Below are 23,947 nucleotides of genomic sequence, written 5' to 3' on the forward strand. Positions count from 1 at the left end.
GTGGGTCCACTCGAGCGTGGTCGGAAGCACCCCCTGAGACCGGGTAGTATTTTCTCTGTCGCCAGCCGCCGAAGGCGGAGGGCGAGAGTCATGCGCCGCTAGCTCAGTTGGTTAGAGCAGCTGACTCTTAATCAGCGGGTCCGGGGTTCGAGTCCCTGGCGGCGCACCGATGAAGGGCCTCTCGTGGGAGCGAGGGGCCCTTCGAGGTTTCCCAGTCTCCGGTACGTCCGCGTCCCCGGCGGCCGCCACCACACCGGGTCCGCGCACCGCACGCCCTCTTTCCTGAGCCGCGCCCGGTGGATCTTGTTCGTGGCGGTGACCGGCATCCGCTCCACCACCCTCACGAACCGGGGCGCCATCTTCGTCCCGAGATCGGGCTGGGCTTCCAGGAAGTCCACGAAGGCCTCCGGATCGAAGGTCCCCGCGAGGGTCGCCATCACCTGGTCCCCGGTCACCGGATCCGGCACCGCGTACACGGCGACGGCCACCGCCCCCTCGTAGCGCGCGAGGATGTTCTCGATCATCGCGGCGGCCAGGTTCTCGCTGTCGACGCGCAGCCGGTCGTCGGTGCGGCCCGCGAAGTACAGATAGCCGTCGGCGTCCCGGTAGAAGAGGTCACCGGTCCAGTACCAGCCGCCCCGGCGCCGCTCGGCCTCCGCCTCCGCGTTGCGCCAGTACCCCTCGAAGGGGTTCGGCGCCCGGTTCACCAGCTCACCTATCGCCTCGTCCCCGTTCAGCAGCCGCCCCGCCGTGTCGAATCGTGCGGGGGGACACTCCTGCCCCGTCTCCTGATCGAGTACGACGAGCCCCGGCCCCGCCCGCCCGACCGCGCCCACCGGCGTGCCGGGCGCCCATTGGATCGCCGCGCCGCCCTCGGAGGACCCGTACCCCTCGACCAGCCGCACCCCGAACCGCCGCTCGAAGGCCGCCGCGTCCACCGCCCCCGCCTCGGTGCCGAAACCGAGCCGCAGCGGGTTGTCCCGGTCGTCCTCGCGGGGCTCGGTGGCCAGGACGTACTGGATCGCCCGGCCGACATAGGTGAAGTACGTCGCCCCGTACGCGCGTACGTCCACCAGGAACCCCGACGCCGAGAACCGCCGCCTCAGCGCCACCCCCGCCCCGCTCGCCAGCGCGGGCGCCCAGTCGGCGATCACCGCGTTGCCGTGGAACATCGGCATGCAGAGGTAGTGCACCCCGTCGGGACCGAGCCGGAACTGGTCGGCCAGCGAGCTCCCCGCCGCGGCCAGGCGGCCCTGGGAGCAGAGCGCGGCCTTGGGCGCGCCGGTCGAGCCGGAGGTGAAGTAGAGGAGGAGCCGGTCGTCGGGGGCGGCGCGGGAGGCGTCGGGTTCGGCGTCGGCGTAGGGCGCGAGCAGGGCGTCGTACTCCTCGGTGCCGGTCACCAGCAGACGGACGCCGGGGAGGTCGAGGCCCCTCAGCAACGGCAGGTGGGACGCCTCCGTGATCAACAGGCGGCACTCGGTGTGCAGGATGTCGCGGGCCAGTTCGAGTCCCCGGCGGGTGGGGTTGATGCCGGCGACGGCGGTACGGGCGAGCGCGGCGGCGCTCAGCCACAGCGGGTACTCGGGGGTGTTGTCGAGCAGCACACCGATGTGGGCCCCGGGGCCCGGCAGCAGGTCGGTGAGCAGCGCCGCCCGGGCGGCGGCGCCGACGGCGACCTCATGGTGGGTGAGCACCCGCCCCTCGAACCACAGCCCGGGCCGGTGGTCGCCCCACCGGCCGGCGACGAGCTCCGCGACCGTACGCCTCCTGGAGTCCATGGAGGCGTACGGTAGTTGACGCACCGTCAGATGTGGAGGGCCTAGGACAGCGCGCTGACGGCGACCATGAAGACCACGCAGACCAGCACGACCACGCCGACGAGGGCGAGCACCGCGCAGGCAGCGCACCCGTGCCCGCCACGGCCGGGGCGGGCCGTCGCCACGACGTCCGGGCCGTCGGCGTAGTGGACGGTGACGATGTCGCCCTCGAGTATCGTCCCCGGACCGCCCTCCTCCTCGAAACGGACGACCCGGCCGTCACGGGCCCTGAACTCGTACACATGGCGCAGCGCGGTACGCACCCGGGTGTCGCCGCCCCCGTGCGCCGTCGCGTACACCCGCAGGCACCGCCCCTCGGCGGTCAGCCCGCTCCGCCAGGCGCTGCGCATCCGCAGCCAGCGCCGCACCACGACGTACGCGGCGAGGAGGACCACGGCCATGATCTGGCCGGGAATGATGTAGAAGAAGGCGTCCATGACAGATCCCCCGAGGTCAGGCACCGATCGCGTGATCGTGTGGGGAACGTACCCCGGGGGACACCTGGACTGTCTCAAGCGATGCTCAGAACGTGACGTCCGAGCAGGCGTAGAACGCGTTCGTCGTGTCGGCGATCGTCCACACCGCGACGATCACATGCCGTCCGCTGAGCCCGGACGGCAGGGTGCCGCTGTGGGAGAGGGTCGAGGGGGGCCGCTGGCCGTTGTAGGGGACGGTCAGGAACGGGGTGAGGTTGAGGTCGGAACGGGCCAGGTTGTGGTTCGGGTTCCAGCCCGCCTTGGTGACGTAGTACTTGAAGTCGGTCGTGGCGTGCATGGCGGTGAACTGCCAGCGGAAGGTGTAGCTCTGGCCGCCCGTCACCTTGGTCGTCGGCCAGACGCTGCCCGACGGGGTCTTCGGCGCGCTGAGCTGGCTGAACTGGCTCAGGCCGGCGTTGCATATCTGCCCGTCGGCGGGGCCTGAGGCCGGGAAGCCCTTCGGGCCCTCGACGCTCTGTGGCTCCCACTGGATCGAGCCGCAGTTCGCCACCGTGCCGTTCTGGCAGAGCTTCTGCCTGCTGATGGGGAGGTCGGTGTAGCCGTGGCTGCTGGCACCGCCGGAGGAGAGCACGACGGCTCCGGTGGTGGCGAGGCCCACCACGGCGGCGTACCACTTGGTCTTTTTGCGCATGCTGCCGCTCCTGGAGAACGTGGGGGAAGTTCAGTGAGCTTGCAGGTCTAGACCAAGTCCCAGATTATTACCGTGCGTTGACCATGTCCATACCAATCACCCGCCCTGTTCTGCGCGTCCCGCGCAGAACGCCACCGTCAAGTCCTTCACCAGCGCCTTGCGTTCGTAGTCGTCCAGTTCCACCAGGCCCCGCATGGTCAGCCGGGTCACCGTGTCCTCCACCGAGTCCACGACCGAGGTGAGCATCGTGGCCCGGTGCTGGGCGTCCAGCGCGGCGATCCGGCGGCGGTGCATCGCCGCGGCGACCTCGGGGGCGTACTCGACGCGCAGCGGCTGGACCGAGAAAACCTCGACGCCGACGGGCGCGGTCTCCGCGGCCACCAGCCGGGTCAGCGCCTCCCCCGCCGCGTCGACCGAGCCGCGGCCGGAGCCCGGCGCCTCCACCGGGACCCGGGCGAGCGCGGCCTCGACGCACTCGCGCAGAAACGTCTCGTGGTCGTCGACGCCCAGCGTGGCCCGCGCGGTGTCCCGCACCCGCCACACCACGAGGACGACGACCCGGAGCGCGACCCCGCTCGCGTCGGCGGCCGGCATCGGCTCGCCGCGCCAGTGCCGCAGCCGTACGTCGACCCGGCGGCGCAGCAGCAGCGGGTTGACCCACATCAGGCCGGTGCGCCGGACGGTCCCCCGGTAGCGGCCGAACAGCCCGAGCACCCAGGCACCTCCGGTACGGCCGCGGGCCAGTCCGCCGAAACCGAACAGGCCGAGGGCACCGGCTCCGGCGTACGCCGCCCACTGCGCCGGGCCGAGGACCCCGCCCGCGAACTCCGGGACCCTGAGAGCCTCCAGGGCGAGCGGCGGCAGCAGCCCCGCCCACCACGAAGTGATCGCGCACCCGGCCAGTCCGCAGGCGCCGGCCAGGACGCCCGCCGAGCCCGGCAGCACTCGCGCGGGGCGCTCGGCCAGCTCGGGGTCGACGTCGGGGGCGGGGCGCGGGGTGACCTGACCGGTTCTGCGCAGGCGGGGCTGCTCACCGGTGCCCTGCCGGCGTGCCACCACCGCGGGCCTCAGCGGGACCGACACCGGGTCCGGGTCGTCACGGAAGAGCAGATGGACGGGGATCTCGGTGGTCGCCTCGTTCTGGATGAGCCGGGCGGGCCGTGACGGCCCCTCGGACTCGGGGGTGTGTGAAGTGGTCGTGCTCATGAGTGCCTCCAGCCTCCGCGCCAGATGCGTCACAAAAGGTGATGACGCGCCAGGTGATGACGACGCGCCGGGTGACTACGAGAAGAGCCGCCGCCAGGTCTCCGGCCCCGGGTAGCCGTCCGCCGCGCCGCCCCGCCAGCCCTGGGCACGCTGGAAGGCCTCGACGCCCCGCCGGTCCGGCTCGCCCCAGCGCGGACCCGGCCCGGTCGTGTAGTACTTGCCGAACCCTTTCTTCACCAGCTGTCCGCCGAGCTGGGTGACGTACTCGTTGGTCGCGCCGGGGCGGAACATCGCGCGCCCCGGGTAGCCGGTGACCCCGTGGGAGGAGGGTGTGGACGGGCCCGCCGTCCCCGTCCCACCGCCCGCCCCGATGTCCTTGCCGCCGCCCGTCACCAGCAGCGTCCAGGTCGGCGCCCCGGGCAGCCCGCCCGCGTCCTTGCCCCGCCACCCCTGCGCCTGCTGGAACGCCTGAGTGGCCCTGCGGTCCGCGTCCGTCCAGCGGGGGCCGGGGCCGGAGGTGTAGTAGCGCCCGGCGCCGCGCGCGACGAGCATCCGGCCGAGCTGGGTGACGTACTTGTTGTTGGCCCCGGGCCCGAAGTAGGCACTCCCCGGGTAGGACGTCACGGCCGGTGAGCCCGGCTTGGCGTTGTCGGTCGCGGTGGGATCCGTCCCGGTGTCCGTGGTGCCGCCCGCGAGGTCCTTGTACCGGTAGGCGACGTACCGGTCCGAGTTGCTCCAGTAGGCGTACGGGGTGGCCTGCTCGCGGGCGTGCGGACGGGTCTCCTCGTAGGCGACGTAGTAGGTGCGCGTAAGGTCCGTCCAGCCGCCGAAGATGACGACGTGGGAGCCCTGCTCGGGGTTGTCCGGGTTGTGGAAGAGCAGGATGTCGCCGGGCTGCAGGTCGTCCTTGGCGATCTTGATCCCGTACTTGCCGAGGCTGCCGGTCCACTCGTTGGCCGGGAGGTTCCAGGCCATGGACACGAAGCCCGAGCAGTCCTGGCGGTAGCCGTCGCTCCAGTACTCGGACATGCTGTACGGCACCTTCGCGGCGACCCACTGTTTGGCCCGTCTGATGATGTCGGCGCGGGTGATGGTCGGCGCCTTGGCGACCACCGGCCCGCCGCCGGGGCCGTGCAGCGGGGCCTTGCGGCCCTGCGGGGTGTCGGGTTCGTCGCCCGCGGGGATGCCGGGGGCGCCGGGACGGGCGGGGGCTTGGGGGGCGGCGAAGGCCGGGGCCGCGTGGACCGCGCCGAAGGCGGTGGAGGCCGCGGCGGCGGTGGCCAGGATCACGACTCGGGCGGCCGCGGGGTGACCTCCGGTCGATCGCGGGAGAACGCGACGCCAGTGGACGCAGCCGGGGCAGTCGCAGTCGCTCGCGGGATCGATTTCCTCGAATACCGGAGTCTCCATGCGACGCCCCTCACCCTCCAGGTAGATATGTCCGCAACTATGCACATTCGCCAGTTTCTCAACTGACGCCCGGACGCGCATGCTGACGGTCCGAATGATGTACGGCACCCTCGGGAGCGTTCCGGAGCACCCACCGGCATCCGGTAGAGTCGTGCAGGTCAGCAGGCGCCGCTAGCTCAGTTGGTTAGAGCAGCTGACTCTTAATCAGCGGGTCCGGGGTTCGAGTCCCTGGCGGCGCACAGACGGTTGAAGGCCTCCCGCGAGAGTGGGGGGCCTTCAACGTTGAAACGAGCGACTCCGGCACACAGGCGCGACCAGGGGGACGGCAGCGGCGGCCGGGGGTCCGGGGGTCACCCCCGGGAAGACACAGCATCAGCGGGTCCGGGGTTCGAGTCCCTGGCGGCGCACCGACGATTGAAGGCCTCCCACGAAACCGGGGGGGCCTTCAATGTTGAAACGAGCGACTCCGGCACACAGGCGCGACCAGGCGGTCATGCAGCGGCGGCCGGGGGTCCGGGGGTCGCCCCCGGGAAGACACAGCATCAGCGGGTCCGGGGTTCGAGTCCCTGGCGGCGCACAGACGGTTGAAGGCCCCCCGCGAGAGTGGGGGGCCTTCAACGTTGAAACGAGCGACTCCGGCACACAGGCGCGACCAGGCGGTCATGCAGCGGCGGCCGACGGTCCGGGGGTCGCCCCAGGGAAGACACAGCATCAGCGGGTCCGGGGTTCGAGTCCCTGGCGGCGCACCGACGATTGAAGGCCTCCCACGAAACCGGGGGGCCGACTTGTATGACAGGCGCCCCATTGAACGCGTATGACCGGTAAACACCGCGTTTCGCATCTTGCGATCATGATGAGCACCGTAGAACCCTGGTTCTTCAAGATGCTGCGGATACGCGGCAGTTGGGGGGCAAGGATCCGGTTGCCGGAGTTGCGGGGAAAGGGGCCCCGCTTCGGAGGATGCCGAGGGGGGCGTCTGCAACCGGAAGGCCGCTGTTACCTGTCTAATGCTATGAAGATTGTGGTGACTGCGGCCCACCACTGATACGTCTGTGAAGGTCGAGGGGGACCAGAGCAGACGCAAGGAAACGACGACACGCGGCTCGTCCGCGTGTGGGGGGATGACTCATGACGTCGACGCCGACGGGCGCCCGGCAGAACTTCGACCCGTCCGACACCACTCAGCTCAGGCTGCCTTCGCATCGGACCGGCACACTGCGCCGGATAAAGAAGACGCTTCCGAAGTACGACTACGAGCACTACAGCAGACTCGCCGGTCCCCTCACGCAGCCCGACCCGGGCCAGCCCTACAAGGTGCAGTACCGCTCGCTGATCTCTCAGGAGCCGCACCGCATCCGGGTCGCCCTGATGCTCGCCGCCGCGCCGCTGCTCTCGCTGGTCCTGCTGGCCTGGCTGCTGCAGCCCGAGCACTGGACCGAGCGGGACTACCCGGCCTTCTCCTGGCTGCCGGCACTGGACATCGTCATGCTGGTCTCGATCGGCCTGATCGAGTTCTTCCGCTGCATGAACGTCCTGTCCAACGCGCACGCCACCCTGGTCGCCCGCGACCCGATCCCGGTGGTTCCCGAGACCGGCACCAGAGTCGCCTTCCTCACCTCCTTCGTGCCCGGCAAGGAGCCGCTGGAGATGGTGACGAAGACCCTGGAAGCCGCGGTGAGGATCCGCCACCGCGGCCTCATGCATGTCTGGCTCCTGGACGAGGGCGACGACCCGGCGGTCAAGGAAGTGTGCGCCCGGCTCGGCGTGCACCACTTCTCCCGCAAGGGCGTCGAGAAGTGGAACCGACCCAAGGGCCCGCACCGCGCCAAGACCAAGCACGGCAACTACAACGCCTGGCTGGACGCGCACGGCGACCAGTACGACTACTTCGCCTCCGTGGACACCGACCACGTGCCGCTGCCCAACTACCTGGAGCGGATGCTCGGCTACTTCCGCGACCCGGACATCGGCTTCGTGATCGGCCCGCAGGTCTACGGCAACTACGACAACTTCGTCACCAAGGCAGCCGAGTCCCAGCAGTTCCTCTTCCACGCGCTGATCCAGCGCGCCGGCAACAAGTACGGCGCCCCGATGTTCGTGGGCACCTCCAACGCCGTACGGATCAAGGCGCTGAAGCAGATCGGCGGGCTGTACGACTCGATCACCGAGGACATGGCCACCGGCTTCGAGATCCACCGCGCCAAGAACCCGGCCACCGGCAGGAAGTGGCGCTCGGTCTACACCCCGGACGTCCTCGCGGTCGGCGAGGGCCCCAGCGCCTGGACCGACTTCTTCACCCAGCAGATGCGCTGGTCGCGAGGGACGTACGAGACGATCCTCAAGCAGTACTGGAAGGGCTGGTACTCGCTGCCGCCGAGCAAGCTCTTCAACTACACGATGATGATCATCTTCTACCCGATGTCCGCCCTGAACTGGATCCTCGCAGCCCTGAGCTGCGCGCTGTTCCTGGGCCTGGGCGCCTCGGGTGTGAACATCGACCCGACCGTGTGGCTGATGCTCTACGGCAACGCCTCCGCGCTCCAGATCGGCCTGTACATCTGGAACCGCCGCCACAACGTCTCCCCGCACGAGCCCGAGGGCTCCGGCGGGGTCGCGGGCATGGTGATGTCGGCGCTGTCCGCCCCGCTGTACGCGAAGGCGCTGGTCGACTCGCTGCTGCGGCGCAAGAGCAAGTTCGTGGTGACGCCCAAGGGCGACTCGGCCAGCCCCGACCGGTGGTTCGCGACCTTCCGCTACCACTGGTACTTCATCCTGATCTTCGGTGGCTCGATCGGTGCCGGTGTCGCCCTCGGGCACTCGCATCCCGCGATGATCATCTGGGCGACCTTCGCCATGCTGATCACCGCGACACCGATCTTCACCTGGCGGCACATGCTGCGACAGGCGAAGAAGAAGCCCGCCACGGCCGCCGAGGCGCCCCAGGGTCCGGTGGTCCCGGCTCAGATCCCGGCGCAGTACCAGCCGCAGCCGCTGCCTGCCCAGCAGGCCCAGGCCCCGCACGCCCCGGCCCACAAGCCGACCTGGGCCGCCGGCTCGAACCCGGGCACCGCAGGCGACGGGGGCAACGACCAGACCATGCAGATCGCCCTTGGTGGACTTGGGGGACGTAAGGAATGAACGACCGTGCAGGCCGCCGCCGCGCCCGTCGACTCGCGATCGGTACGGCGGTGGTGCTCGCGCTGGCCGGGATGAACGGCCCGTGGCTGTACCGCTTCGGGACGGAGAAATACCACCAGTACCAGATCAACAAGCCCGAGTACAAAGCCGAGAACGGCAAGTGGGAGATCCTCGACTTCCCGGAGAAGTACCGGCAGAACACCATCCACGCGGCGCTGCTGCGCACCGGGAAGGTGCTGCTGGTGGCGGGCTCGGGCAACAACCAGGACAACTTCGACGCGAAGAAGTTCGACACCCGGATCTGGGACCCGGTCAAGGGCACGATCAAGAAAGTGCCGACCCCCAGCGACCTGTTCTGCACGGGGCACACGCAGCTCGCGAACGGCAATCTGCTGATCGCCGGTGGCACCAAGCGGTACGAGAAGCTCAAGGGTGACGTCACCAAGGCCGGCGGCCTGATGATCGTCCACAACGAGAACCCGGACCAGCCGATCACCCTGCCGGCGGGCACCAAGTTCACCGGCAAGGAGAACGGCAAGACCTTCGTCTCCAAGGACCCGGTCGTCGTGGAGCGGGCCACGAAGGTCTTCGACAAGCAGACCGGGAAGTTCCTGCGCAACGACCCCGGCCTCGGGCGTATCTACGTCGAGGCGCAGAAGAGCGGCGCCAAGTACGAGACGGGTACCCAGGACAACTACCGGATCCAGGGTCTGACCGGCACCGATGCCCGTAACACCTACGGCATCGCGCAGAAGCTCGCGCTCGACAAGAAGGACTTCCAGGGGATCCGGGACGCCTTCGAGTTCGACCCGGTCGCCGAGAAGTACATCAAGGTCGACCCGATGAAGGAGGCCCGCTGGTATCCGACGCTCACGACCCTGAGCGACGGGAAGATCCTCAGTGTCTCCGGGCTCGACGACATCGGGCAGCTGGTGCCGGGCAAGAACGAGGTCTTCGACCCGAAGACCAAGAAGTGGACGTACCTGCCGAAGGTCCGTCAGTTCCCGACGTACCCGGCGCTGTTCCTCATGCAGAACGGCAAGGTCTTCTACTCGGGGTCGAACGCGGGGTACGGGCCGGACAACGTGGGCCGGGTCCCGGGCATCTGGGACGTGGACACCAACAAGTTCACGAAGATCCCGGGGCTCAGCGACGCCAACGAGATGGAGACCTCCGGGACCGTGCTGCTGCCGCCGGCGCAGGACGAGAAGTACATGGTGATCGGGGGCGGCGGGGTCGGTGAGTCCGCGCTGTCCAGCAACCGGACGCGGATCGTGGACATGAAGGCGGGCAGCCCGAAGTTCGTGGACGGGCCGACGCTGGAGAAGGGGACGCGGTATCCGCAGGCGTCGATCCTTCCCGACGACAGCGTGCTGGTGTCCGGGGGGTCGGAGGACTATCGCGGGCGCGGTGACTCCAACATCCTTCAGGCCCGGCTGTACCACCCGGACACGAACACGTTCGAGTCGGTGGCCGATCCTCTCGTGGGGCGCAACTACCACTCCGGGTCGCTGCTGTTGCCGGACGGGCGGGTGATGTTCTTCGGTTCTGACTCGCTGTACGGCGACAAGGCGAACACGAAGCCGGGCGTCTTCGAGCAGCGGATCGAGATCTATACGCCGCCCTATCTGTACCGGGATTCCCGGCCGTCGCTGTCCGGGGGGCCACAGACGATCGCTCGGGGTGCCTCCGGGACGTTCACCTCTCCGCAGGCTTCTGTGATCAAGAAGGTGCGGTTGATCCGGCCCAGCGCGTCAACTCATGTGACCGATGTGGATCAGCGGTCCATCGAGCTGAAGTTCACGGTGTCCGGGGACAAGGTGAAGGTGACGGTGCCGGAGAACAAGAATCTGGTGCAGTCGGGGTGGTACATGGTGTTCGTCGATGACGATCAGGGGACGCCCTCGAAGGCACAGTGGGTGCGAGTTCCTTAGCACTGCGACGCTCCCGCACCTTTGCTTCTCGGGTGCGGGAGCGTCGTGGCTTGTCGCGCCCACGCGGCGGAGCCGCAAATCGATACAGCCCCGCGCCCCTAGGTGTCCGAACCTCGCGCCAGCTTCAATGCGTAGGTCGGCCACCACTCGCCCGCCTTCGGGCCGCCCTTGCACTCGCCGTCCGACTCGCCCGGGCGCTTGACCCACAGGTAGGCGTCCACCAAGGGGTCTGCCGTCTTTATGGTCGGCGTCTCCCCCAGGGCCCTGCCCGGTGGATTGCACCAGCGTTCGTTCTCGTCGCCCTCCTTGTACGGGCCGTTGCCGTTGCGGCTGGTGTCGATGACGAAGTGTTTGTTGCCGACCTTGGCGGAGAGCTGCTTGCCGTAGGTGATGGAGTCCTTGGTGGAGTAGAAGTTGGAGACGTTCACCGAGAAGCCGTCGGCCTTGGCGACGCCGGCCCACTTCAGGGGCTCGAAGATCTCGTCGGGGTGGCCCCAGCCCGCGTTGCCCGCGTCCAGGTAGACCTTCGTGTTCTTCAGGGACTTGAGCTTCTCGATGGCGCCGGTGAGCAGGTCGTAGCGCTCCTCGTGGAACTCGTCCTTGGTGCAGCCGTCGACCAGGTGCAGAACCGCGTCCGGTTCGAGGATCACCGTCGCCGAGCGGTCACCGATGCCCGCCGCCACACCGTCGATCCAGGTCCGGTAGGCGTTGCCGTCGGCGGCGCCGCCCTGGGAGTACTGGCCGCAGTCGCGGTGCGGGATGTTGTAGAGGACCAGAAGGGCCGTACGGCCCGCCTTGTCCGCGGCCTCGGTGAAACCGCGTGCCTCCTGCTCCGGGTTCTCCGGGCCGATCCACTCGCCGGTCGGCTGCTGGGCGATCTTGCGGATCTGATCGGCCTCGTCGTCCTTGCCGCTCTTCGCATACGCCGCGACCTGCTGGGCCGCGTTGCCGTCCGGGTTGACCCAGAACGGGTCGGCCTCCTTGGGCTGCTGGGTGATCCCGGCACCGGCCTTGCCGCCTTCGCCCTCCTTGTTCCCGTCTCCCGAGGACGAACACGCGGCGAGCAGCAGTGCCGCCCCCAGCACCGCCGCGGAAACCCGTGCGCGGGTCGCCCTCCTGGCCCCCCTGCTGACGTACATCCAATTCCCCCCTGGGTGCACCGTGGCAAGTCTCAATCGTGACACACCCGTCGCGCCGCCAACGAGGTCGCCGGAGCCTTGTCCACGAGCCGTTACAGCACCGAAGGTCGGGGGAGGCGCGCGCGGGTACGGGCGCTCGTCGACGGAGGGGAGTGCTCAGCGATGCGGTACGCCACCAGGGAGATCCGGCTGGCCTCGGCACTGGTGGAGGCGGCGGACACCCTCGTCGAGGGCTTCGAGGCCATCCGGTACTCACAACGGGTCTCCGACCACTGTGTGGAACTGCTCAACGCCCGGGCGGCCGGAGTGATGCCGGCAGCACGGCGGCGGCCCCTGTCTGGACAGCTACGGCTCGGGAGAGCCCGTACTGCCGGTCTCCCTACGCATCGCCCATGCGGACGCCCGCTGGCCCGACTTCACCGAACGGGCCCTCAGGCACGACATCGTGACAACGTTCGCGGTGCCGCTGCGCCGCCGCGGGAACCTGCTGGGCACCCTCAACGTGTTCGTACCAACGTTGCCCGACACCACTCCGGCCGACGACTCCACCTCCGAGCTCCATGTCGCCCAGGCCCTCGCCGACGCCGCCGCGCTCGGCCTGCAGAACCGCAGCACCTACGCCCAGTACCGCGCCCTGTCCGGGCAGTTGCAGGGAGCCCTCTCCAGCAGGGTCCGCGCCGACGAGGCGTTCATGGCGCTGCGGCAGTACGCGCGACGGCAGCGACTGCCCCTGGACCAGGTGGCGAGCGCGGTCGTCGAGGGCGTCGTCGACGACGCCGAGCTCCGCCGGGAGAGCGGAACGAGCGCCGACGGACCCGCGTAGGACCTGTACCACCAGGCCGTATGACGGAGAGCCACGAGAACGGGACTTGGCGTCAACCAGCCTCTAGGCCCGGGCGCTCATCCGTTCTAGAGTCTCCTCATACGGACACGGCCCCAGCCCCTGGCCGCGGTCAGCACCGACCGAGCCTCCCATGCCTCCCGCGCCGTCGCCGGGTTATTCCCGCAGCCCGAGCGCGCGCGGTCGAGGACCGGCCCGGTCGGCGACTTCGGGGGGAGCGGGTCGCCGACCGGGCCAGGTGCCGCCTGCGGGGCCCTAGAGACCCGTGCCCGTCAGATACGCCGAGACGACCACGTTCGCCGTGTAGCTGCGGGTCGCCCGGTCGAAGGTGCCGCCGCAGGTGATCAGGCGCAGTTCGGCGCGGCCCGACTCGCGTGGGCCGTAGGCCTGGTGGGCGTCGAAGCTCTCGCGGCCGAGGAGCCGTACGTTGTCCACGGTGAACTCGGCGACCCTGCCGTCGTCGCGGATCACCCGGACCGTCTCGCCCGGCTTCAGGGAGCTGATCCGGTAGAACACCGCGGGCCGGGTCTCGGTGTCGACGTGTCCCACCATCAGCGCGGTCCCGGCGGCACCGGGTTTCGCGCCGGCCGCGTACCAGCCGACGATTCCGGGCCGGCCGAAGGGCGGCGGGTCGAGGGCGCCCCGCGCGTCCAGGCCGCGGGCCACCACGGGCGCCTGCACCCCGAGGTCCGGGATGTCGAGGCGCTGGGGCAGCGCTTCCTTCAAGGGGCGTGCGGCGGGCGGCAGTTCGACGGTCTCGGGCGGGCGCCCGACCGCGGCCATGTCGCCGGTGGTCGGCGCGGACACGCCGTGCCGTACGTCGGTCACCTCGCGGCCCCACAGCCACAGCCCGAGCAGCAGCACCGCCCAGGTCACGCCGGCCAGCAGCCGTCCGGTCCCGGAGACGTGTGCGCGGTGGGCGGGACCGCCTTCCTGGTCGGAGAAACGGTCGGACATCTCCGGTCAGCCCGTCCCGCGACTCCGGCGGCTGCGGCGCAGCACTACGGCGACCGCCGCGACCCCGGCGAGCACCAGCCCGGTCACGGTCTGCCCGGTGCCGGGGCCGGTGGGTTGGGGCTCCATCGCGGAGAGGTGGGTGGCGGTCCAGCCGCCGCCCGCGTTCACCGGGGCGACGGGGGTCGCGAGGGCGGTGGCGGTCGCCGTGGCCGTGGCGCCGGCGCCCTTTGCCGCTACGACCGTGATCCGGCCCTTCACCTGGAAGTCGGCGCAGGTGATCTGCACGTCGTAGGGCCCGGGTTCGATCGAGGAGCGGACGCGGGTCTCGCCGGTGAGACTGCCGTCGGCCCCCGTCAGCCGGGCGTCCGCGACGAATGCGGCCGAGGCGGCGGTGGCCGTCCTCCCCGCGCAGCCGGTCACCCGCAGCGTGAGATCGGCGCCGGCGGCCGGGGAGGAGGGAGTCACCGAGACGCTGCCGCCGTCCGCCGCCTGCGCGGCCGGGGCGAAGGCGGCGACAGCCAGGACCGCGGTACAGAGAGTGAGGCGTAGTGAACCCATCGTGAACCTCCAGATACCTGGAGGGTCTCCCGGGGAGCCCGGGTCCGCATCCCGAAGCGGTTCCGTGTTGCTCCGTTCGGGTCCGCCTCAGATCCGGTCGACGAGGTCCGCGATGGAGTCCACGACCTTCGAGGGCCGGTACGGGAAGTCCTCGACCTGCTCGGGGCGGGTCAGGCCGGTGAGCACCAGGAAGGTCTGCATGCCGGCCTCCATGCCGGCCAGCACGTCGGTGTCCATGCGGTCGCCGATCATCGCGCTGGTCTCGGAGTGCGCGCCGATGGTGTTGAGCCCGGTGCGCATCATCAGCGGGTTGGGCTTGCCCGCGAAGTACGGCTGCTTGCCGGTCGCCTTGGTGATCAGGGCGGCGACGGCGCCGGTGGCCGGCAGCGCGCCCTCGGCGGAGGGGCCGGTCTCGTCGGGGTTGGTGCAGATGAAGCGGGCGCCGTCGTTGATGAGCCGGACCGCCTTGGTCATGGCCTCGAAGGAGTAGGTGCGCGTCTCCCCGAGAACGACGTAGTCGGGCTCGTGGTCGGTGAGGATGTAGCCGATGTCGTGCAGCGCGGTGGTCAGACCCGCCTCGCCGATGACGTACGCCGTGCCCTCGGGCCGCTGGTCGTCCAGGAACTGGGCGGTGGCCAGGGCGGAGGTCCAGATGTTCTCGATCGGGACGTCCAGGCCCATGCGGCGCAGGCGGGCGTGCAGGTCGCGCGGGGTGTAGATGGAGTTGTTGGTCAGCACCAGGAAGGGCTTGCCGGACTCGCGGAGCTTCTTCAGGAAGGCGTCGGCGCCGGGGATCGGCACGCCCTCGTGGATGAGCACACCGTCCATGTCGGTGAGCCACGAATCGATGGGCTTGCGGTCTGCCATGTGCGGGGTCTCCTGCCGTACGCGTGTACGCCGTGCTGCGTCGGCCCCAGCCTAGACAGTGGCCCGATCTTGGGGGAATGGCCGGTTCGGGACAGGTCTCGGAAGGTTTGGGGTCAACGGCGGCCACGTGCTCGCAGGATCGCGCCCACCGTGACCAGGAGGAGGGAGAGGGTCGCGAGGGCGGCGGCGGCCACGCCGGGGCCGGTGCTGGCGAGTTCCGCGACCGCGTCCGTGAAGGGGATGCCTTCCGGGGTGGCCGGGTCGGGGTGCGGGCTCGAGTTCGGGTTCGGGGTCGGGTCCGGGCTCGAGTTCGGGCTCGGATCGGTGTCGATGCCGAATCGGTAGGCGTTGGACTGCCCCACCCAGTCGCCGTCATCACCGTGCCGCTGGACGACGGCCGCGTTGACGGTGACCTCGTTCGGCACGGCGTCCGGGGTGAGCGCGAGCCGCACCTTCACGGTGAGGGTCTTTCCGGGGCCGACGGTGAGCCCGGGTCCTCCGAAAGCCCCGACGAGTTCGTCCTCGTCGGTGCTCTCGAAGCGGACGGCGTGGGTGTGGGGGCCGTCGTAGAACTCGAGGCGGGGCTGGGAGGGCTTCAGGACGTGCCGCTCGTCGACGAGGACGACGACGGGGTGGACTTCGGCGCAGGTGTGCCGGGTCGTGTTGGTGATGTCCAGGTACCAGATGCTGTAGCCGCCACCGGCCTCATAGACGGCGGGGCCGCCGTGGATGCGGGTGGTGAGGGGGAAGGTACGGCCGGTGGGGGCGCAGGAGTCACCGAGGGGGGCCACGGGGGTAGGGGCGGCGGGGGCTCGGAGGGCCACCGCCGGGGATGCGGGGTCTCGGAGGACCGCCGCCGAGGGTGCGGGGAACAGAACGGCCGCGGGCGCGGCTGCCGCCTTCAGTGGCGTAGGGAACAGCGCGGCTGCCGCCGGGGATGCGGGGGCTCGGAAGGCCACCGCCGGGGGCGCGGGGAGCAAAGCAGCCGCGGGCGCGGCTGCCGCCGGGGGTGCGGAAAACAGGGCGGCTGCCGCCGCGAGGCCGAGGAGGGCGGGCGTGGGGGCGTGCACATACCGTCGCATAAACACATGACCCTGCCGGGTGCGGACGGCCTGCCGGCGATGCCGCTCCGTGCGGCCCGGGAAGTCCCCTCGATCAGCGGACGTCAGGCGTCGGCTCGTCCGAAGAGCGGGCCCAGCACGAGCTGTGCCGCCCCGTCGGCGACCTCGCCGGTCGCGGCGCGTACGGGGACCGGCTCCTCGCCCGCGCGCCGGGCGCGTTCGTCGAGGACGGCCGCGACCCCTCGTAGGAACGCGTCCGGGGTGGTGGCGATGGTCCGGCCGCCCAGCAGGACCAGGTCGATGTCGAGCAGGGCGACGAGGTTGCCGGCGGCGATGCCGAGGACCCGGGCTGCTTCGGCGAGGTCGCCGCGGGCCACCGCCGCCAGGCACAGCGCCTCGACGCAGCCCCTGTCACCGCAGCCGCAGGGCGGCCCGTCGAGCTGGACGACCTGGTGTCCGAACTCCCCGGCCCCGGTCCGCGCGCCCCGGTGCACGGCCCCGTCGACGACGAGCCCGGCGCCGAGTCCCGTACCGAGGTGCAGATACGCGAACGACCCGCGCTCCCCCGCGACCGCCAGCCCGAGCGCGGCCGCGTTGGTGTCCTTGTCGACCACGACGGGCACCCCGAGCCGCCGCGCGAGCGCGTCCCGCAGCGGAAAGCCGTCCCACTCGGGAAAGCCGGTGACGCGGTGCAGTACACCCCGGGTGTGGTCCAGGGGCCCGGGGAGGGCGACACCGACGCCGAGGAGGGCGGAGAGGGGTTCTGCAGCGACTGCGTCCGCACCGGCCGCCCCCGTCCCGTCCCCTCCCCGCACTCCCTTCGCCAGCGCCTCGACCTCCCCCGCGACCGCGTCCACCACCGCTTCCGCCCCCGCGCCCAGGTCCAGCGCGGCGCAGCGCTCGGCCACCACCGTTCCGGCCAGGTCCACCAGCACGGCCCGCAGTGCGTCCCGGTCCAGGTGGGCGCCCACCGCGTGGCCCGCTCCCGGGACCAGGCGCAGTACGGTCCGCCGCTTGCCGCCCGTCGAGGCGCGGTGCCCGGCCTCCACCGCGAGGCCCTCCTCCCGGAGCCGGGCGGTGATCTTGCTGACGGCCTGGGGGGTGAGGCCCGTGCGTTCGGCGAGTTCCAGCCGGCTGATTCCCTCGGCGCCCGCGCCCCGCAGCAGGTCGAGCACGAGCGCGGTGTTGTGGCTGCGCAGGGCCAGGAGGTTGGCGCCGCCGTTCGTCCTGTTCACGACTGCCATTCTCCGCCTCGCTTGCACTTTGGCAACAGCGTTGCCAAAGTGGGAGGCATGACTGCTGCTGACCTCCGGGTGGGCCTCGTCGGCTACGGCCTCGCGGGCTCCGTCTTCCACGCCCCGCTGATCGCCGCCACCGAGGGCCTCACCCTCGACACGGTGGTCACCTCGAACCCCGAGCGGCAGGAACAGGCCCGCGCCGAGTTCCCGGACGTGCGTACGGTCGCGGACGCCGACGAGCTGTTCGCCCGCGCCGCCGACCTCGACCTGATCGTCATCGCGTCCCCCAACAAGACGCACGTCCCGCTCGCCACCACCGCCCTGAAGGCGGGCCTGCCGGTCGTGGTCGACAAGCCGATCGCGGGGACCGCGGCCGACGCACGACAGCTGGCGGCACTGGCCGAGGAGCGCGGACTGTTCCTCTCCGTCTTCCAGAACCGGCGTTGGGACAACGACTTCCTGACCCTGCGCAAGCTCCTCGACGAGGGCGAACTGGGCGACGTATGGCGCTTCGAGTCCCGTTTCGAGCGGTGGCGGCCGCAGCCCAAGGGCGGCTGGCGCGAGTCCGGCGATCCCGCAGAGGTCGGAGGTCTGCTCTACGACCTCGGCAGCCACGTCGTCGACCAGGCCCTGACCCTCTTCGGACCCGCCGCCTTGGTGTACGCCGAGGCGGACGTCCGCCGCCCGGGCGCCGAGATCGACGACGACACGTTCATCGCGATCACCCACGCGAGCGGCGTCCGCTCCCACCTCTACGTCTCCGCCACCACCGCCCAACTCGGCCCCCGTTTCCGGGTGCTGGGCTCCAAGGCGGGCTATGTGAAGTACGGCCTCGACCCGCAGGAGGCCGCGCTGCGGGAGGGCGAGCGCCCCGGCACGGCGGCCGGCTGGGGCCGGGAGCCGGAGTCGCTGTGGGGCCGGCTCGGCTCGGGCGAGTCCCCCGTGACGGGAGGCGGCAGCCCCGTCCCCACCCTTTCCGGCGACTACCCCGCTTACTATGCGGCCGTGGCCAGGGCCCTTTCCGGCGGCGGCACCAACCCGGTGACCGCACTGGAGGCGGCCGCCGCCCTCGACGTACTGGAGGCGGCGCGCCGTTCGGCCCACGACGGAGTGGCGGTGGAGCTGTGACGCACAACACCGAGCTGACCCCGAAGTTCCATCCGGAACTGACCCCGCCGCTGGAGGAGCTGGAGGCGCAGGAACGCCGCCTGGTCTTCCGGCAGTTCACGTTCGAGGACGCGTGGGCGCTGGGCTCCCTGCTGGTCGAGCTGGCCCGGGAGCGGCAGGCGCCGGTGGCCATCGACATCCACCGCGGCGGCCAGCAGCTCTTCCACGCCGCCCTGCCGGGCTCCACCCCGGACAACGACGCCTGGATCGACCGCAAGCGCCGGGTCGTGGAGCGCTACGGCTCCGCCTCCTACCTGGTCGGTGCCCGCTTCCGCGCCAAGGGCAGCACCTTCGAGGAGTCCTCGCGCCTGGACCCGGACGAGTACGCGGCCCACGGCGGCTCCTTCCCCATCACGGTGGAGGGCGTGGGCGTCGTCGGCACGGTGACGGTCTCGGGCCTGCCCCAGCTCCAGGACCACCGTTTCGTGGTCGAGGTGCTGGAGGAGTTCCTGAGCAAGGACCGTTAGTCCGGGACAGGAATTATCTCCGGGTCCTCCCACGTTGGCACCTGCCATGAAGGAGACCATCGGAAAGTACGGCATCTGGAACGGCGGCGGTCTGCGTTCGGAGGACCCGTCCCAGCGGGGCGAGCGCGCCGAGGCCGCCGCCGAGTTGGCGGAACTCGGGTTCGGCGCGATCTGGCTGGGCGGCAACAGCTCGGCCGCCAACGCCGCCCCGCTGCTCGAGGCGACCTCCCGGATCGCCGTCGGCACCAGCATCCAGAGCATCTGGGAACACGAACCCGAGGCCACCGCCGCGAGCTTCACCGACCTCAGCGCCGCCCACCCCGGCCGTTTCGTCCTGGGCCTGGGCGTCAGCCACGCCAAGATCGCCGACCAGTACCGCCGCCCGTACTCGGCCCTGGTGGCCCACCTGGACGCCCTGGACAAGGCGGGAGTCCCTGCCGAGGGCCGCGTGCTGGCCGCGCTGGGCCCCAGGACCATCGAGCTGGCCCGGGACCGCGCGGCCGGCTCGATCCCGTATCTGATCACCGCGGAGCAGACGGCACAGTCCCGCGAACTCCTGGGCGAGGGACCCCTGTTGGCCCCGGAGCTGAAGGTCGTCCTCGAATCCGACCCCGCCAAGGCCCGCAGCGTGGCCCGCGGCTACCTCGCCATCTACCTGGGCCTGCCCAACTACACCAACAACTTCCTCCGCAACGGCTTCACGGAGGACGACCTGTTGGACGGCGGCAGCGACCGCCTGATCGACGCGGTCTACGCCTGGGGCACGGACGAGAGGATCCGCGCCCGCATCGACGAGTACATCGAGGCGGGCGCGGACCACGTGGCCCTGCAGATCGTGGACGGAGGCCCGCGCTACGACCTCCCGAGGGAGGCCTGGCGCAGGCTGGCGTCGCTGCTGGGGTGACCGGACCGACCTAGGGGCGCGGGGCTGTGTCGATCTGCGGCTCCGCCGCGTGGGCGCGACCAGCCACAGACGGCCTGCAGCCGCCGGACAACGCGCAGTTCCCGGTTTTCCCAGCAGAGCGTTTACGCGTCCTTGAACTCCTGGCGCTGACGCCCGAGCCCCGAGATCTCCAGTTCCACCACATCCCCGGACCGGAGATAGGGCTTGGGCTCGGGCTCCCCCATCGCGACCCCGGCCGGCGTACCGGTGTTGATGACGTCTCCGGGGTACAGGGTCATGAACTGGCTGACGTACCGCACCACTTCACCGACGGGGAAGATCTGCTCGGCGGTCGTGCCGTTCTGCTTCTGCTCTCCGTTGACCCACAGCTTCAGGGACAGATCCTGCGGATCGGGCACCTCGTCCGCGGTCACCAGCCAGGGCCCCAGGGGGTTGAAGGTCTCGCAGTTCTTCCCCTTGTCCCACGTCCCCCCGCGCTCGATCTGGAACTCCCGCTCGGACACGTCGTGCGCCACCGCGTACCCGGCGACATGGGCGAGCGCCTCCTCTACGGACTCCAGGTAGCGGGCCGTACGTCCGATGACGACCGCCAGCTCGACCTCCCAGTCGGTCTTCACCGACCGCCGGGGCACCAGCACCGTGTCGTAGGGGCCCACCACGGTGTCCGCGGCCTTGAAGAAGATCACCGGCTCGGCGGGCGGCTCGGCCCCCGTCTCGCGCGCGTGGTCGTGGTAGTTGAGCCCGATGCAGACGATCTTGCCGATCCGGGCGATCGGCGGTCCGACGCGGAGCCCTGTGGCGTCCAGCGCCGGCAGTTCCCCGGCCTCCGCGGCCGCGCGGACCCGGCCGAGTGCCGCGTCGTCGGCGAGCAGCGCCCCGTCGATGTCGTCCACGACACCGGACAGGTCCCGCAGGACCCCGTCGGCATCGAGCAGCGCGGGCGTCTCCGTTCCCGCCGTACCGACTCGCAGCAGCTTCATGATCACTATCTCCCTCGATTGCGGGGCGCCCGCCGACGGGTGCAGCCATCGGATGACTGGTCGATCCTCCAAGCAGAGTGTCCCGTCCGCAATACCCGGTTCACGGACTGGACCGGTCAGCGGTAGAGGACGGCCCGCTCGACCGCGGCCCACGTCGAACTGGTCACCACGTACAGCGCGGCCGCCAGCGGTACCACCGCCACGGTGAAGAGCGTGAAGAAGGACATGAACGGCATGACCTTGCTCATCGCGCCCGCCCCGGGCACCGGCTGCCCGTCCGCCACCGGCATGACCGGGTTCGCGGCCATCATCCGCTTCGTCCGGCGGTAGTTGAAGGTCGCCACCACGATCACGAACGCGAACAGGCAGACGTACACGAGCCCCGCTCCCTGGAACACCCCGCCGTCCCCGAGCGCGTCCGCCCAGCGCCCGCCGAGCGGCGCGGCGAACAGCTCGTGGCCGAGCAGTTCGTTCGCCTTGCCGCCGATCGTCGTGTTGGAGAAGAGGTGGTAGAGCAGGAAGAACGCCGGCATCTGGAACATCACGGGCAGACAGCCGGTCAGCGGGGAGACCTTCTCCTCGGCGTGCAGTTCCAACACCGCCTTCTGGAGCTTGTCGGGGTTGCCCTTGTGCTCCTTGCGCAGCTCGGCGATCTTCGGCTGGAGCCTGGTGCGCGCCTTCTGACCGCGGGCGGCGGCGCGGGACAGGGGGTGCACGAGCAGTCGTACGAAAGCGGTGAACAGGACGATCGCGGCGGCGGCCGCGGTGGCGCCGAACAGGGGGTGGAGCAGGTCAGCGAGATGCTGGACCAGATCAGCGAAGACGGACATGGGTGAGCCCTCCGGGGGTCTCGTCGTGCCGGGAGTGGTGCGAGGCGGCATGACGACCCGCGCGGGGTGTCCTTGCAGGAGCGAGTCCCTACGCGACGGTCGCCGGGAGGGCGTGTCCGGGCGCTCGGGGGCGGGGGCGACCCTTGGCGTCGGGGTCGCGTTGCGGAAGGAAGGCCGTGCGCCGGGCGCGGTCGCGGATGGCCGTACGGACCCGGGTGGGCGGCACGGCGGGCGCGCAGCGCGAGGCGATCAGCGAGCAGGCGGCGAAGGCGGAGCCGGCCGCGGCGGTCGCGGCGAGCGCGACGGCGGCGGAGAGGCTGCCGGTGTCGAGCAGGACGACGTCGAGGACGAGGAGCAGGAGCACGGCGGCGGGCCGCATGCTCGTCCAGCTGCGGATCACGGCACTCCCCCTCTCCCTGTCGTCGGGTCCTCCCCCGGTTATACCTGATCGACCACGATCGGCTGCAAGAGCCTCTTCGGCTTGAGCAGGGCCCGGCTTACCGGATCCGCCGGGTGGGGATCGAGTCCGGGGCCCGGCAGCATCAGCACCTCCTCGAGCGGTACGACCCTGGCGCAGGCGGGGCATTCGCCGTAGGAGCCGATCTCGGTGCCGCACTCGGTGTGCTCGAAGGTGCGCAGCACGGTCTTGCCGTAGTGCTCGCGGCCCCAGCGGCCGAGAGCGCGCAGGGCGGGCCACAGGGCGATGGCGCGGTCGGTGACGACGTACTCGTCGCGCGGCGGGGACTCCTGGTAGCGGCGCTTCTCGAGGATCCCCTCCTCGGTGAGCATCTGAAGGCGGGCGGCGAGGACCGCGCGCGGGATGCCGAGGTGGACGAGGAAGTCCTTGTAGCGCCGGACGCCGTAGAGGGCGTCGCGGATGACGAGGAGGGTCCAGCGTTCGCCGACGATCTCCAGCGCGCCGGCGATCGAGCATTCCTGTGTCGCGTAGTCCTTACCCAGTGCCATGGCGCCACTGTAACCATTTTCCGGCCGTAGGTTCAATGACCGAACTCACTCTGCTACGGTTCTCGACATGACTAGGTTCAGTGAACGAACTATCACGGAGACGGAGGTGCCGGCCGCCCCGGCCCCGGCCTCCCCGCGCCCTTCCGCGACCCTGGCCCTGACCAGCGCCGCCACCGCCGTGGCCCTGATGACGTACACGGCTCCGATGGTCACGCTCCCCGATGTCGCCGCCGACCTGCACACCCCGCTGTCCGCCCAGGCCTGGCTCCTGAACGGCACCCCGCTCGGCCTCGCCGCCCTCCTCCTGGTCGCCGGCAGCCTCGCCGACGACTACGGGCGCCGCCGGATCTTCGTCGCGGGCACCCTGGCGCTGGGCCTCACCACGGCCCTCGGCGCGCTGACCTCGTCCACCTGGCTGTTCACCCTGGCCCGGATCGCGCAGGGCGCGGCCAGCGCGGCGCTCCTCGCGAGCAGCCTGGGCCTGATCGTCCACGCGTTCCCCTCGCCGAGAGGGCGCCTGCACGCGACCGGGGTGTGGGGCGCGTTCGTGAGCGGCGGCATCGCGGTCGGTCCTCTGCTGAGCGGCGCGATGCCGAGCTGGCGGGTGTCCTACGGCGTTCTCGGCGCCGCGGCCGTGCTCGTGGCCGCCCTGTCCGCGCGGCTCCTGACGGAGTCCCGGGCCCCGCGCGGCGGCCGCCCCGACCTCGCCGGCGCCGTGACCTTCGGGCTCGCCCTGGTCGCCCTCGTGGCGGCGCTGACCCTGGGCCGGGACGGCTGGCTGCGGGCACCGGTCGCGCTGTTGCTGCTGGCGTCCGTGGTCCTGCTGGCCGTGTTCGTCGCGGTGGAGCGGCGCTCCCGGACCCCCATGATCGACCTGGGTCTGCTGCGCCACCGCCGGTTCCTCGCGTCCTCCTCCAGCGGCCTGTTCACGGGTCTCGCGGTGATCGGCCTGTTCAGCTTCCTCCCGGCCCTTCTCCAGCAGACGGTCGGTCTGTCCGCGATGGACACCGCCTGGCTCTTCCTCCTCTGGTCCGGCCTGTCCTTCGCGGTGGCCCTCCAGGCCCGGCGCCTCGCGGGCCGGGTGCCGCCGCGATGGCAGCTCGCGATCGGCTTCCTGCTGCACGCGGCGGGCGTCCTGACCATGCTGGGCTCGCTGGACGCCGGCTCCTGGGTACGGCTGCTCCCCGGCCTCGTGGTGGCCGGCATCGGCAGCGGCCTGCTGAACGCGGCACTCCCGCTGCTCGCGGTGGAGTCCGTCCCGGCCGCGCGGGCCGCGATGGGATCGGGCGCCCAGCAGACCTTCCGCTACATCGGCTCGTGCGCCGGAGTCGCCCTGACG

The 23,947-nt window shown here is 70.9% G+C and carries 22 protein-coding genes and 2 tRNA genes; 9 read left to right on the plus strand and 15 right to left on the minus strand.

The window, feature by feature from the left end; all coding sequences use genetic code 11:
• Positions 1 to 92 precede the first annotated feature (92 nt).
• Positions 93 to 166 (plus strand) — tRNA-Lys (locus tag AQJ46_RS38470).
• Here the strand turns inward: AQJ46_RS38470 and AQJ46_RS38475 are convergent.
• From AQJ46_RS38475 to AQJ46_RS38495, 5 genes are all read right to left on the minus strand, one after another.
• Positions 132 to 1,778, minus strand: a complete 1,647-nt coding sequence (locus tag AQJ46_RS38475) for a long-chain-fatty-acid--CoA ligase (protein ID WP_079072606.1) — start codon at positions 1,776 to 1,778, stop codon at positions 132 to 134. The genes AQJ46_RS38470 and AQJ46_RS38475 overlap by 35 nt on opposite strands.
• Positions 1,779 to 1,819: 41 nt before the next feature.
• A complete protein-coding gene (locus AQJ46_RS38480) occupies positions 1,820 to 2,254 on the minus strand; it encodes a hypothetical protein (protein WP_059209998.1) in 435 nt (144 codons plus the stop codon).
• An 85-nt stretch (positions 2,255 to 2,339) separates the two neighbouring features.
• The gene (locus AQJ46_RS38485; protein WP_059209999.1) at positions 2,340 to 2,945 is read right to left on the minus strand and encodes a lytic polysaccharide monooxygenase auxiliary activity family 9 protein; all 606 of its coding nucleotides are present in this window, start codon (positions 2,943 to 2,945) and stop codon (positions 2,340 to 2,342) included.
• A 96-nt stretch (positions 2,946 to 3,041) separates the two neighbouring features.
• Positions 3,042 to 4,151: an SPFH domain-containing protein gene (locus tag AQJ46_RS38490; RefSeq protein WP_059210000.1), complete on the minus strand. Its 1,110-nt coding sequence runs from the start codon at positions 4,149 to 4,151 to the stop codon at positions 3,042 to 3,044.
• A gap of 75 nt (positions 4,152 to 4,226) precedes the next feature.
• Positions 4,227 to 5,561 (minus strand): peptidoglycan-binding protein, encoded by a 1,335-nt coding sequence (locus AQJ46_RS38495; RefSeq protein WP_059210001.1) that lies wholly within the window; start codon positions 5,559 to 5,561, stop codon positions 4,227 to 4,229.
• A gap of 165 nt (positions 5,562 to 5,726) precedes the next feature.
• On the opposite strand from AQJ46_RS38495, the gene AQJ46_RS38500 reads away from it, so the two are divergent.
• From AQJ46_RS38500 to glxA, 3 genes are all read left to right on the plus strand, one after another.
• A tRNA-Lys gene (locus AQJ46_RS38500) sits at positions 5,727 to 5,800 on the plus strand.
• 889 nt (positions 5,801 to 6,689) lie between these two features.
• Positions 6,690 to 8,699 (plus strand): glycosyltransferase family 2 protein, encoded by a 2,010-nt coding sequence (locus AQJ46_RS38505; protein WP_059210002.1) that lies wholly within the window; start codon positions 6,690 to 6,692, stop codon positions 8,697 to 8,699.
• On the plus strand, positions 8,696 to 10,633 hold the full coding sequence (gene glxA / locus AQJ46_RS38510) for a radical copper oxidase GlxA (protein WP_059210003.1): 1,938 nt from the start codon (positions 8,696 to 8,698) through the stop codon (positions 10,631 to 10,633). The genes AQJ46_RS38505 and glxA overlap by 4 nt, the downstream gene beginning before the upstream one ends.
• Before the next feature lie 98 nt (positions 10,634 to 10,731).
• Here glxA and AQJ46_RS38515 read toward each other — a convergent pair whose 3' ends face one another.
• Positions 10,732 to 11,772 (minus strand): glycoside hydrolase family 6 protein, encoded by a 1,041-nt coding sequence (locus AQJ46_RS38515; protein WP_059210004.1) that lies wholly within the window; start codon positions 11,770 to 11,772, stop codon positions 10,732 to 10,734.
• Positions 11,773 to 12,157: 385 nt separating this feature from the next.
• Between AQJ46_RS38515 and AQJ46_RS57650 the strand changes: the two genes are divergently transcribed.
• Positions 12,158 to 12,595: a hypothetical protein gene (locus AQJ46_RS57650; RefSeq protein WP_404828515.1), complete on the plus strand. Its 438-nt coding sequence runs from the start codon at positions 12,158 to 12,160 to the stop codon at positions 12,593 to 12,595.
• 273 nt (positions 12,596 to 12,868) lie between these two features.
• Here the strand turns inward: AQJ46_RS57650 and AQJ46_RS38525 are convergent, their stop codons facing one another.
• From AQJ46_RS38525 to AQJ46_RS38545, 5 genes are all read right to left on the minus strand, one after another.
• Positions 12,869 to 13,570, minus strand: coding sequence for a class F sortase (locus tag AQJ46_RS38525; protein WP_059210005.1), 702 nt, complete (start codon positions 13,568 to 13,570; stop codon positions 12,869 to 12,871).
• Positions 13,571 to 13,576: 6 nt separating this feature from the next.
• Positions 13,577 to 14,128, minus strand: a complete 552-nt coding sequence (locus AQJ46_RS38530) for a hypothetical protein (protein WP_059210006.1) — start codon at positions 14,126 to 14,128, stop codon at positions 13,577 to 13,579.
• Between the two features lie 87 nt (positions 14,129 to 14,215).
• On the minus strand, positions 14,216 to 14,995 hold the full coding sequence (locus AQJ46_RS38535) for an HAD-IIA family hydrolase (protein WP_007382293.1): 780 nt from the start codon (positions 14,993 to 14,995) through the stop codon (positions 14,216 to 14,218).
• A 113-nt stretch (positions 14,996 to 15,108) separates the two neighbouring features.
• A complete protein-coding gene (locus AQJ46_RS38540; protein WP_059210147.1) occupies positions 15,109 to 15,870 on the minus strand; it encodes a hypothetical protein in 762 nt (253 codons plus the stop codon).
• A 290-nt stretch (positions 15,871 to 16,160) separates the two neighbouring features.
• Positions 16,161 to 17,300, minus strand: coding sequence for an ROK family transcriptional regulator (locus AQJ46_RS38545; protein WP_059210007.1), 1,140 nt, complete (start codon positions 17,298 to 17,300; stop codon positions 16,161 to 16,163).
• A gap of 48 nt (positions 17,301 to 17,348) precedes the next feature.
• Between AQJ46_RS38545 and AQJ46_RS38550 the strand changes: the two genes are divergently transcribed.
• Genes AQJ46_RS38550 through AQJ46_RS38560 form a run of 3 tightly spaced genes read left to right on the plus strand, consistent with a single transcriptional unit; the run spans position 17,349 to position 19,832 of the window.
• Entirely contained in the window at positions 17,349 to 18,422 is a 1,074-nt protein-coding gene (locus AQJ46_RS38550; RefSeq protein WP_059210008.1) for a Gfo/Idh/MocA family protein, read from the plus strand.
• Positions 18,419 to 18,928: a heme-degrading domain-containing protein gene (locus AQJ46_RS38555; protein ID WP_057610906.1), complete on the plus strand. Its 510-nt coding sequence runs from the start codon at positions 18,419 to 18,421 to the stop codon at positions 18,926 to 18,928. Before AQJ46_RS38550 ends, AQJ46_RS38555 begins: the two co-directional genes overlap by 4 nt.
• Positions 18,929 to 18,974: 46 nt before the next feature.
• The gene (locus AQJ46_RS38560; RefSeq protein WP_059210009.1) at positions 18,975 to 19,832 is read left to right on the plus strand and encodes an LLM class F420-dependent oxidoreductase; all 858 of its coding nucleotides are present in this window, start codon (positions 18,975 to 18,977) and stop codon (positions 19,830 to 19,832) included.
• A gap of 122 nt (positions 19,833 to 19,954) precedes the next feature.
• Here the strand turns inward: AQJ46_RS38560 and AQJ46_RS38565 are convergent, their stop codons facing one another.
• From AQJ46_RS38565 to AQJ46_RS38580, 4 genes are all read right to left on the minus strand, one after another.
• Positions 19,955 to 20,812 carry a fumarylacetoacetate hydrolase family protein gene (locus AQJ46_RS38565; RefSeq protein WP_059210010.1) on the minus strand — a complete coding sequence of 286 codons (858 nt, stop codon included), beginning with the start codon at positions 20,810 to 20,812 and terminating at the stop codon, positions 19,955 to 19,957.
• 116 nt (positions 20,813 to 20,928) lie between these two features.
• Entirely contained in the window at positions 20,929 to 21,642 is a 714-nt protein-coding gene (locus AQJ46_RS38570) for a YidC/Oxa1 family membrane protein insertase (RefSeq protein ID WP_059210011.1), read from the minus strand.
• A gap of 88 nt (positions 21,643 to 21,730) precedes the next feature.
• Positions 21,731 to 22,042 (minus strand): DUF6412 domain-containing protein, encoded by a 312-nt coding sequence (locus AQJ46_RS38575; protein WP_059210012.1) that lies wholly within the window; start codon positions 22,040 to 22,042, stop codon positions 21,731 to 21,733.
• Between the two features lie 38 nt (positions 22,043 to 22,080).
• Positions 22,081 to 22,608 (minus strand): winged helix-turn-helix transcriptional regulator, encoded by a 528-nt coding sequence (locus AQJ46_RS38580; protein ID WP_059210013.1) that lies wholly within the window; start codon positions 22,606 to 22,608, stop codon positions 22,081 to 22,083.
• Positions 22,609 to 22,675: 67 nt separating this feature from the next.
• Between AQJ46_RS38580 and AQJ46_RS38585 the strand changes: the two genes are divergently transcribed.
• Positions 22,676 to 23,947 (plus strand): MFS transporter (locus AQJ46_RS38585; protein ID WP_059210014.1); only part of this gene is annotated, 1,272 nt, incomplete at its 3' end.

It is taken from the genome of Streptomyces canus, from assembly GCF_001514145.1.
In the GTDB taxonomy this organism is placed as follows: Bacteria; Actinomycetota; Actinomycetes; order Streptomycetales; family Streptomycetaceae; genus Streptomyces; species Streptomyces canus.

Excerpts from the sequence above, each read along its gene's own strand:
- AQJ46_RS38475 (WP_079072606.1), bottom strand. The coding sequence starts at position 1,778 with ATGGACTCCAGGAGGCGTACGGTCGCGGAGCTCGTCGCCGGCCGGTGG.
- AQJ46_RS38480 (WP_059209998.1), bottom strand. The coding sequence starts at position 2,254 with ATGGACGCCTTCTTCTACATCATTCCCGGCCAGATCATGGCCGTGGTC.
- AQJ46_RS38485 (WP_059209999.1), bottom strand. The coding sequence starts at position 2,945 with ATGCGCAAAAAGACCAAGTGGTACGCCGCCGTGGTGGGCCTCGCCACC.
- AQJ46_RS38490 (WP_059210000.1), bottom strand. The coding sequence starts at position 4,151 with ATGAGCACGACCACTTCACACACCCCCGAGTCCGAGGGGCCGTCACGG.
- AQJ46_RS38495 (WP_059210001.1), bottom strand. The coding sequence starts at position 5,561 with ATGGAGACTCCGGTATTCGAGGAAATCGATCCCGCGAGCGACTGCGAC.
- AQJ46_RS38505 (WP_059210002.1), top strand. The coding sequence starts at position 6,690 with ATGACGTCGACGCCGACGGGCGCCCGGCAGAACTTCGACCCGTCCGAC.
- glxA (WP_059210003.1), top strand. The coding sequence starts at position 8,696 with ATGAACGACCGTGCAGGCCGCCGCCGCGCCCGTCGACTCGCGATCGGT.
- AQJ46_RS38515 (WP_059210004.1), bottom strand. The coding sequence starts at position 11,772 with ATGTACGTCAGCAGGGGGGCCAGGAGGGCGACCCGCGCACGGGTTTCC.
- AQJ46_RS38525 (WP_059210005.1), bottom strand. The coding sequence starts at position 13,570 with ATGTCCGACCGTTTCTCCGACCAGGAAGGCGGTCCCGCCCACCGCGCA.
- AQJ46_RS38530 (WP_059210006.1), bottom strand. The coding sequence starts at position 14,128 with ATGGGTTCACTACGCCTCACTCTCTGTACCGCGGTCCTGGCTGTCGCC.
- AQJ46_RS38535 (WP_007382293.1), bottom strand. The coding sequence starts at position 14,995 with ATGGCAGACCGCAAGCCCATCGATTCGTGGCTCACCGACATGGACGGT.
- AQJ46_RS38545 (WP_059210007.1), bottom strand. The coding sequence starts at position 17,300 with ATGGCAGTCGTGAACAGGACGAACGGCGGCGCCAACCTCCTGGCCCTG.
- AQJ46_RS38550 (WP_059210008.1), top strand. The coding sequence starts at position 17,349 with ATGACTGCTGCTGACCTCCGGGTGGGCCTCGTCGGCTACGGCCTCGCG.
- AQJ46_RS38560 (WP_059210009.1), top strand. The coding sequence starts at position 18,975 with ATGAAGGAGACCATCGGAAAGTACGGCATCTGGAACGGCGGCGGTCTG.
- AQJ46_RS38565 (WP_059210010.1), bottom strand. The coding sequence starts at position 20,812 with ATGAAGCTGCTGCGAGTCGGTACGGCGGGAACGGAGACGCCCGCGCTG.
- AQJ46_RS38570 (WP_059210011.1), bottom strand. The coding sequence starts at position 21,642 with ATGTCCGTCTTCGCTGATCTGGTCCAGCATCTCGCTGACCTGCTCCAC.
- AQJ46_RS38580 (WP_059210013.1), bottom strand. The coding sequence starts at position 22,608 with ATGGCACTGGGTAAGGACTACGCGACACAGGAATGCTCGATCGCCGGC.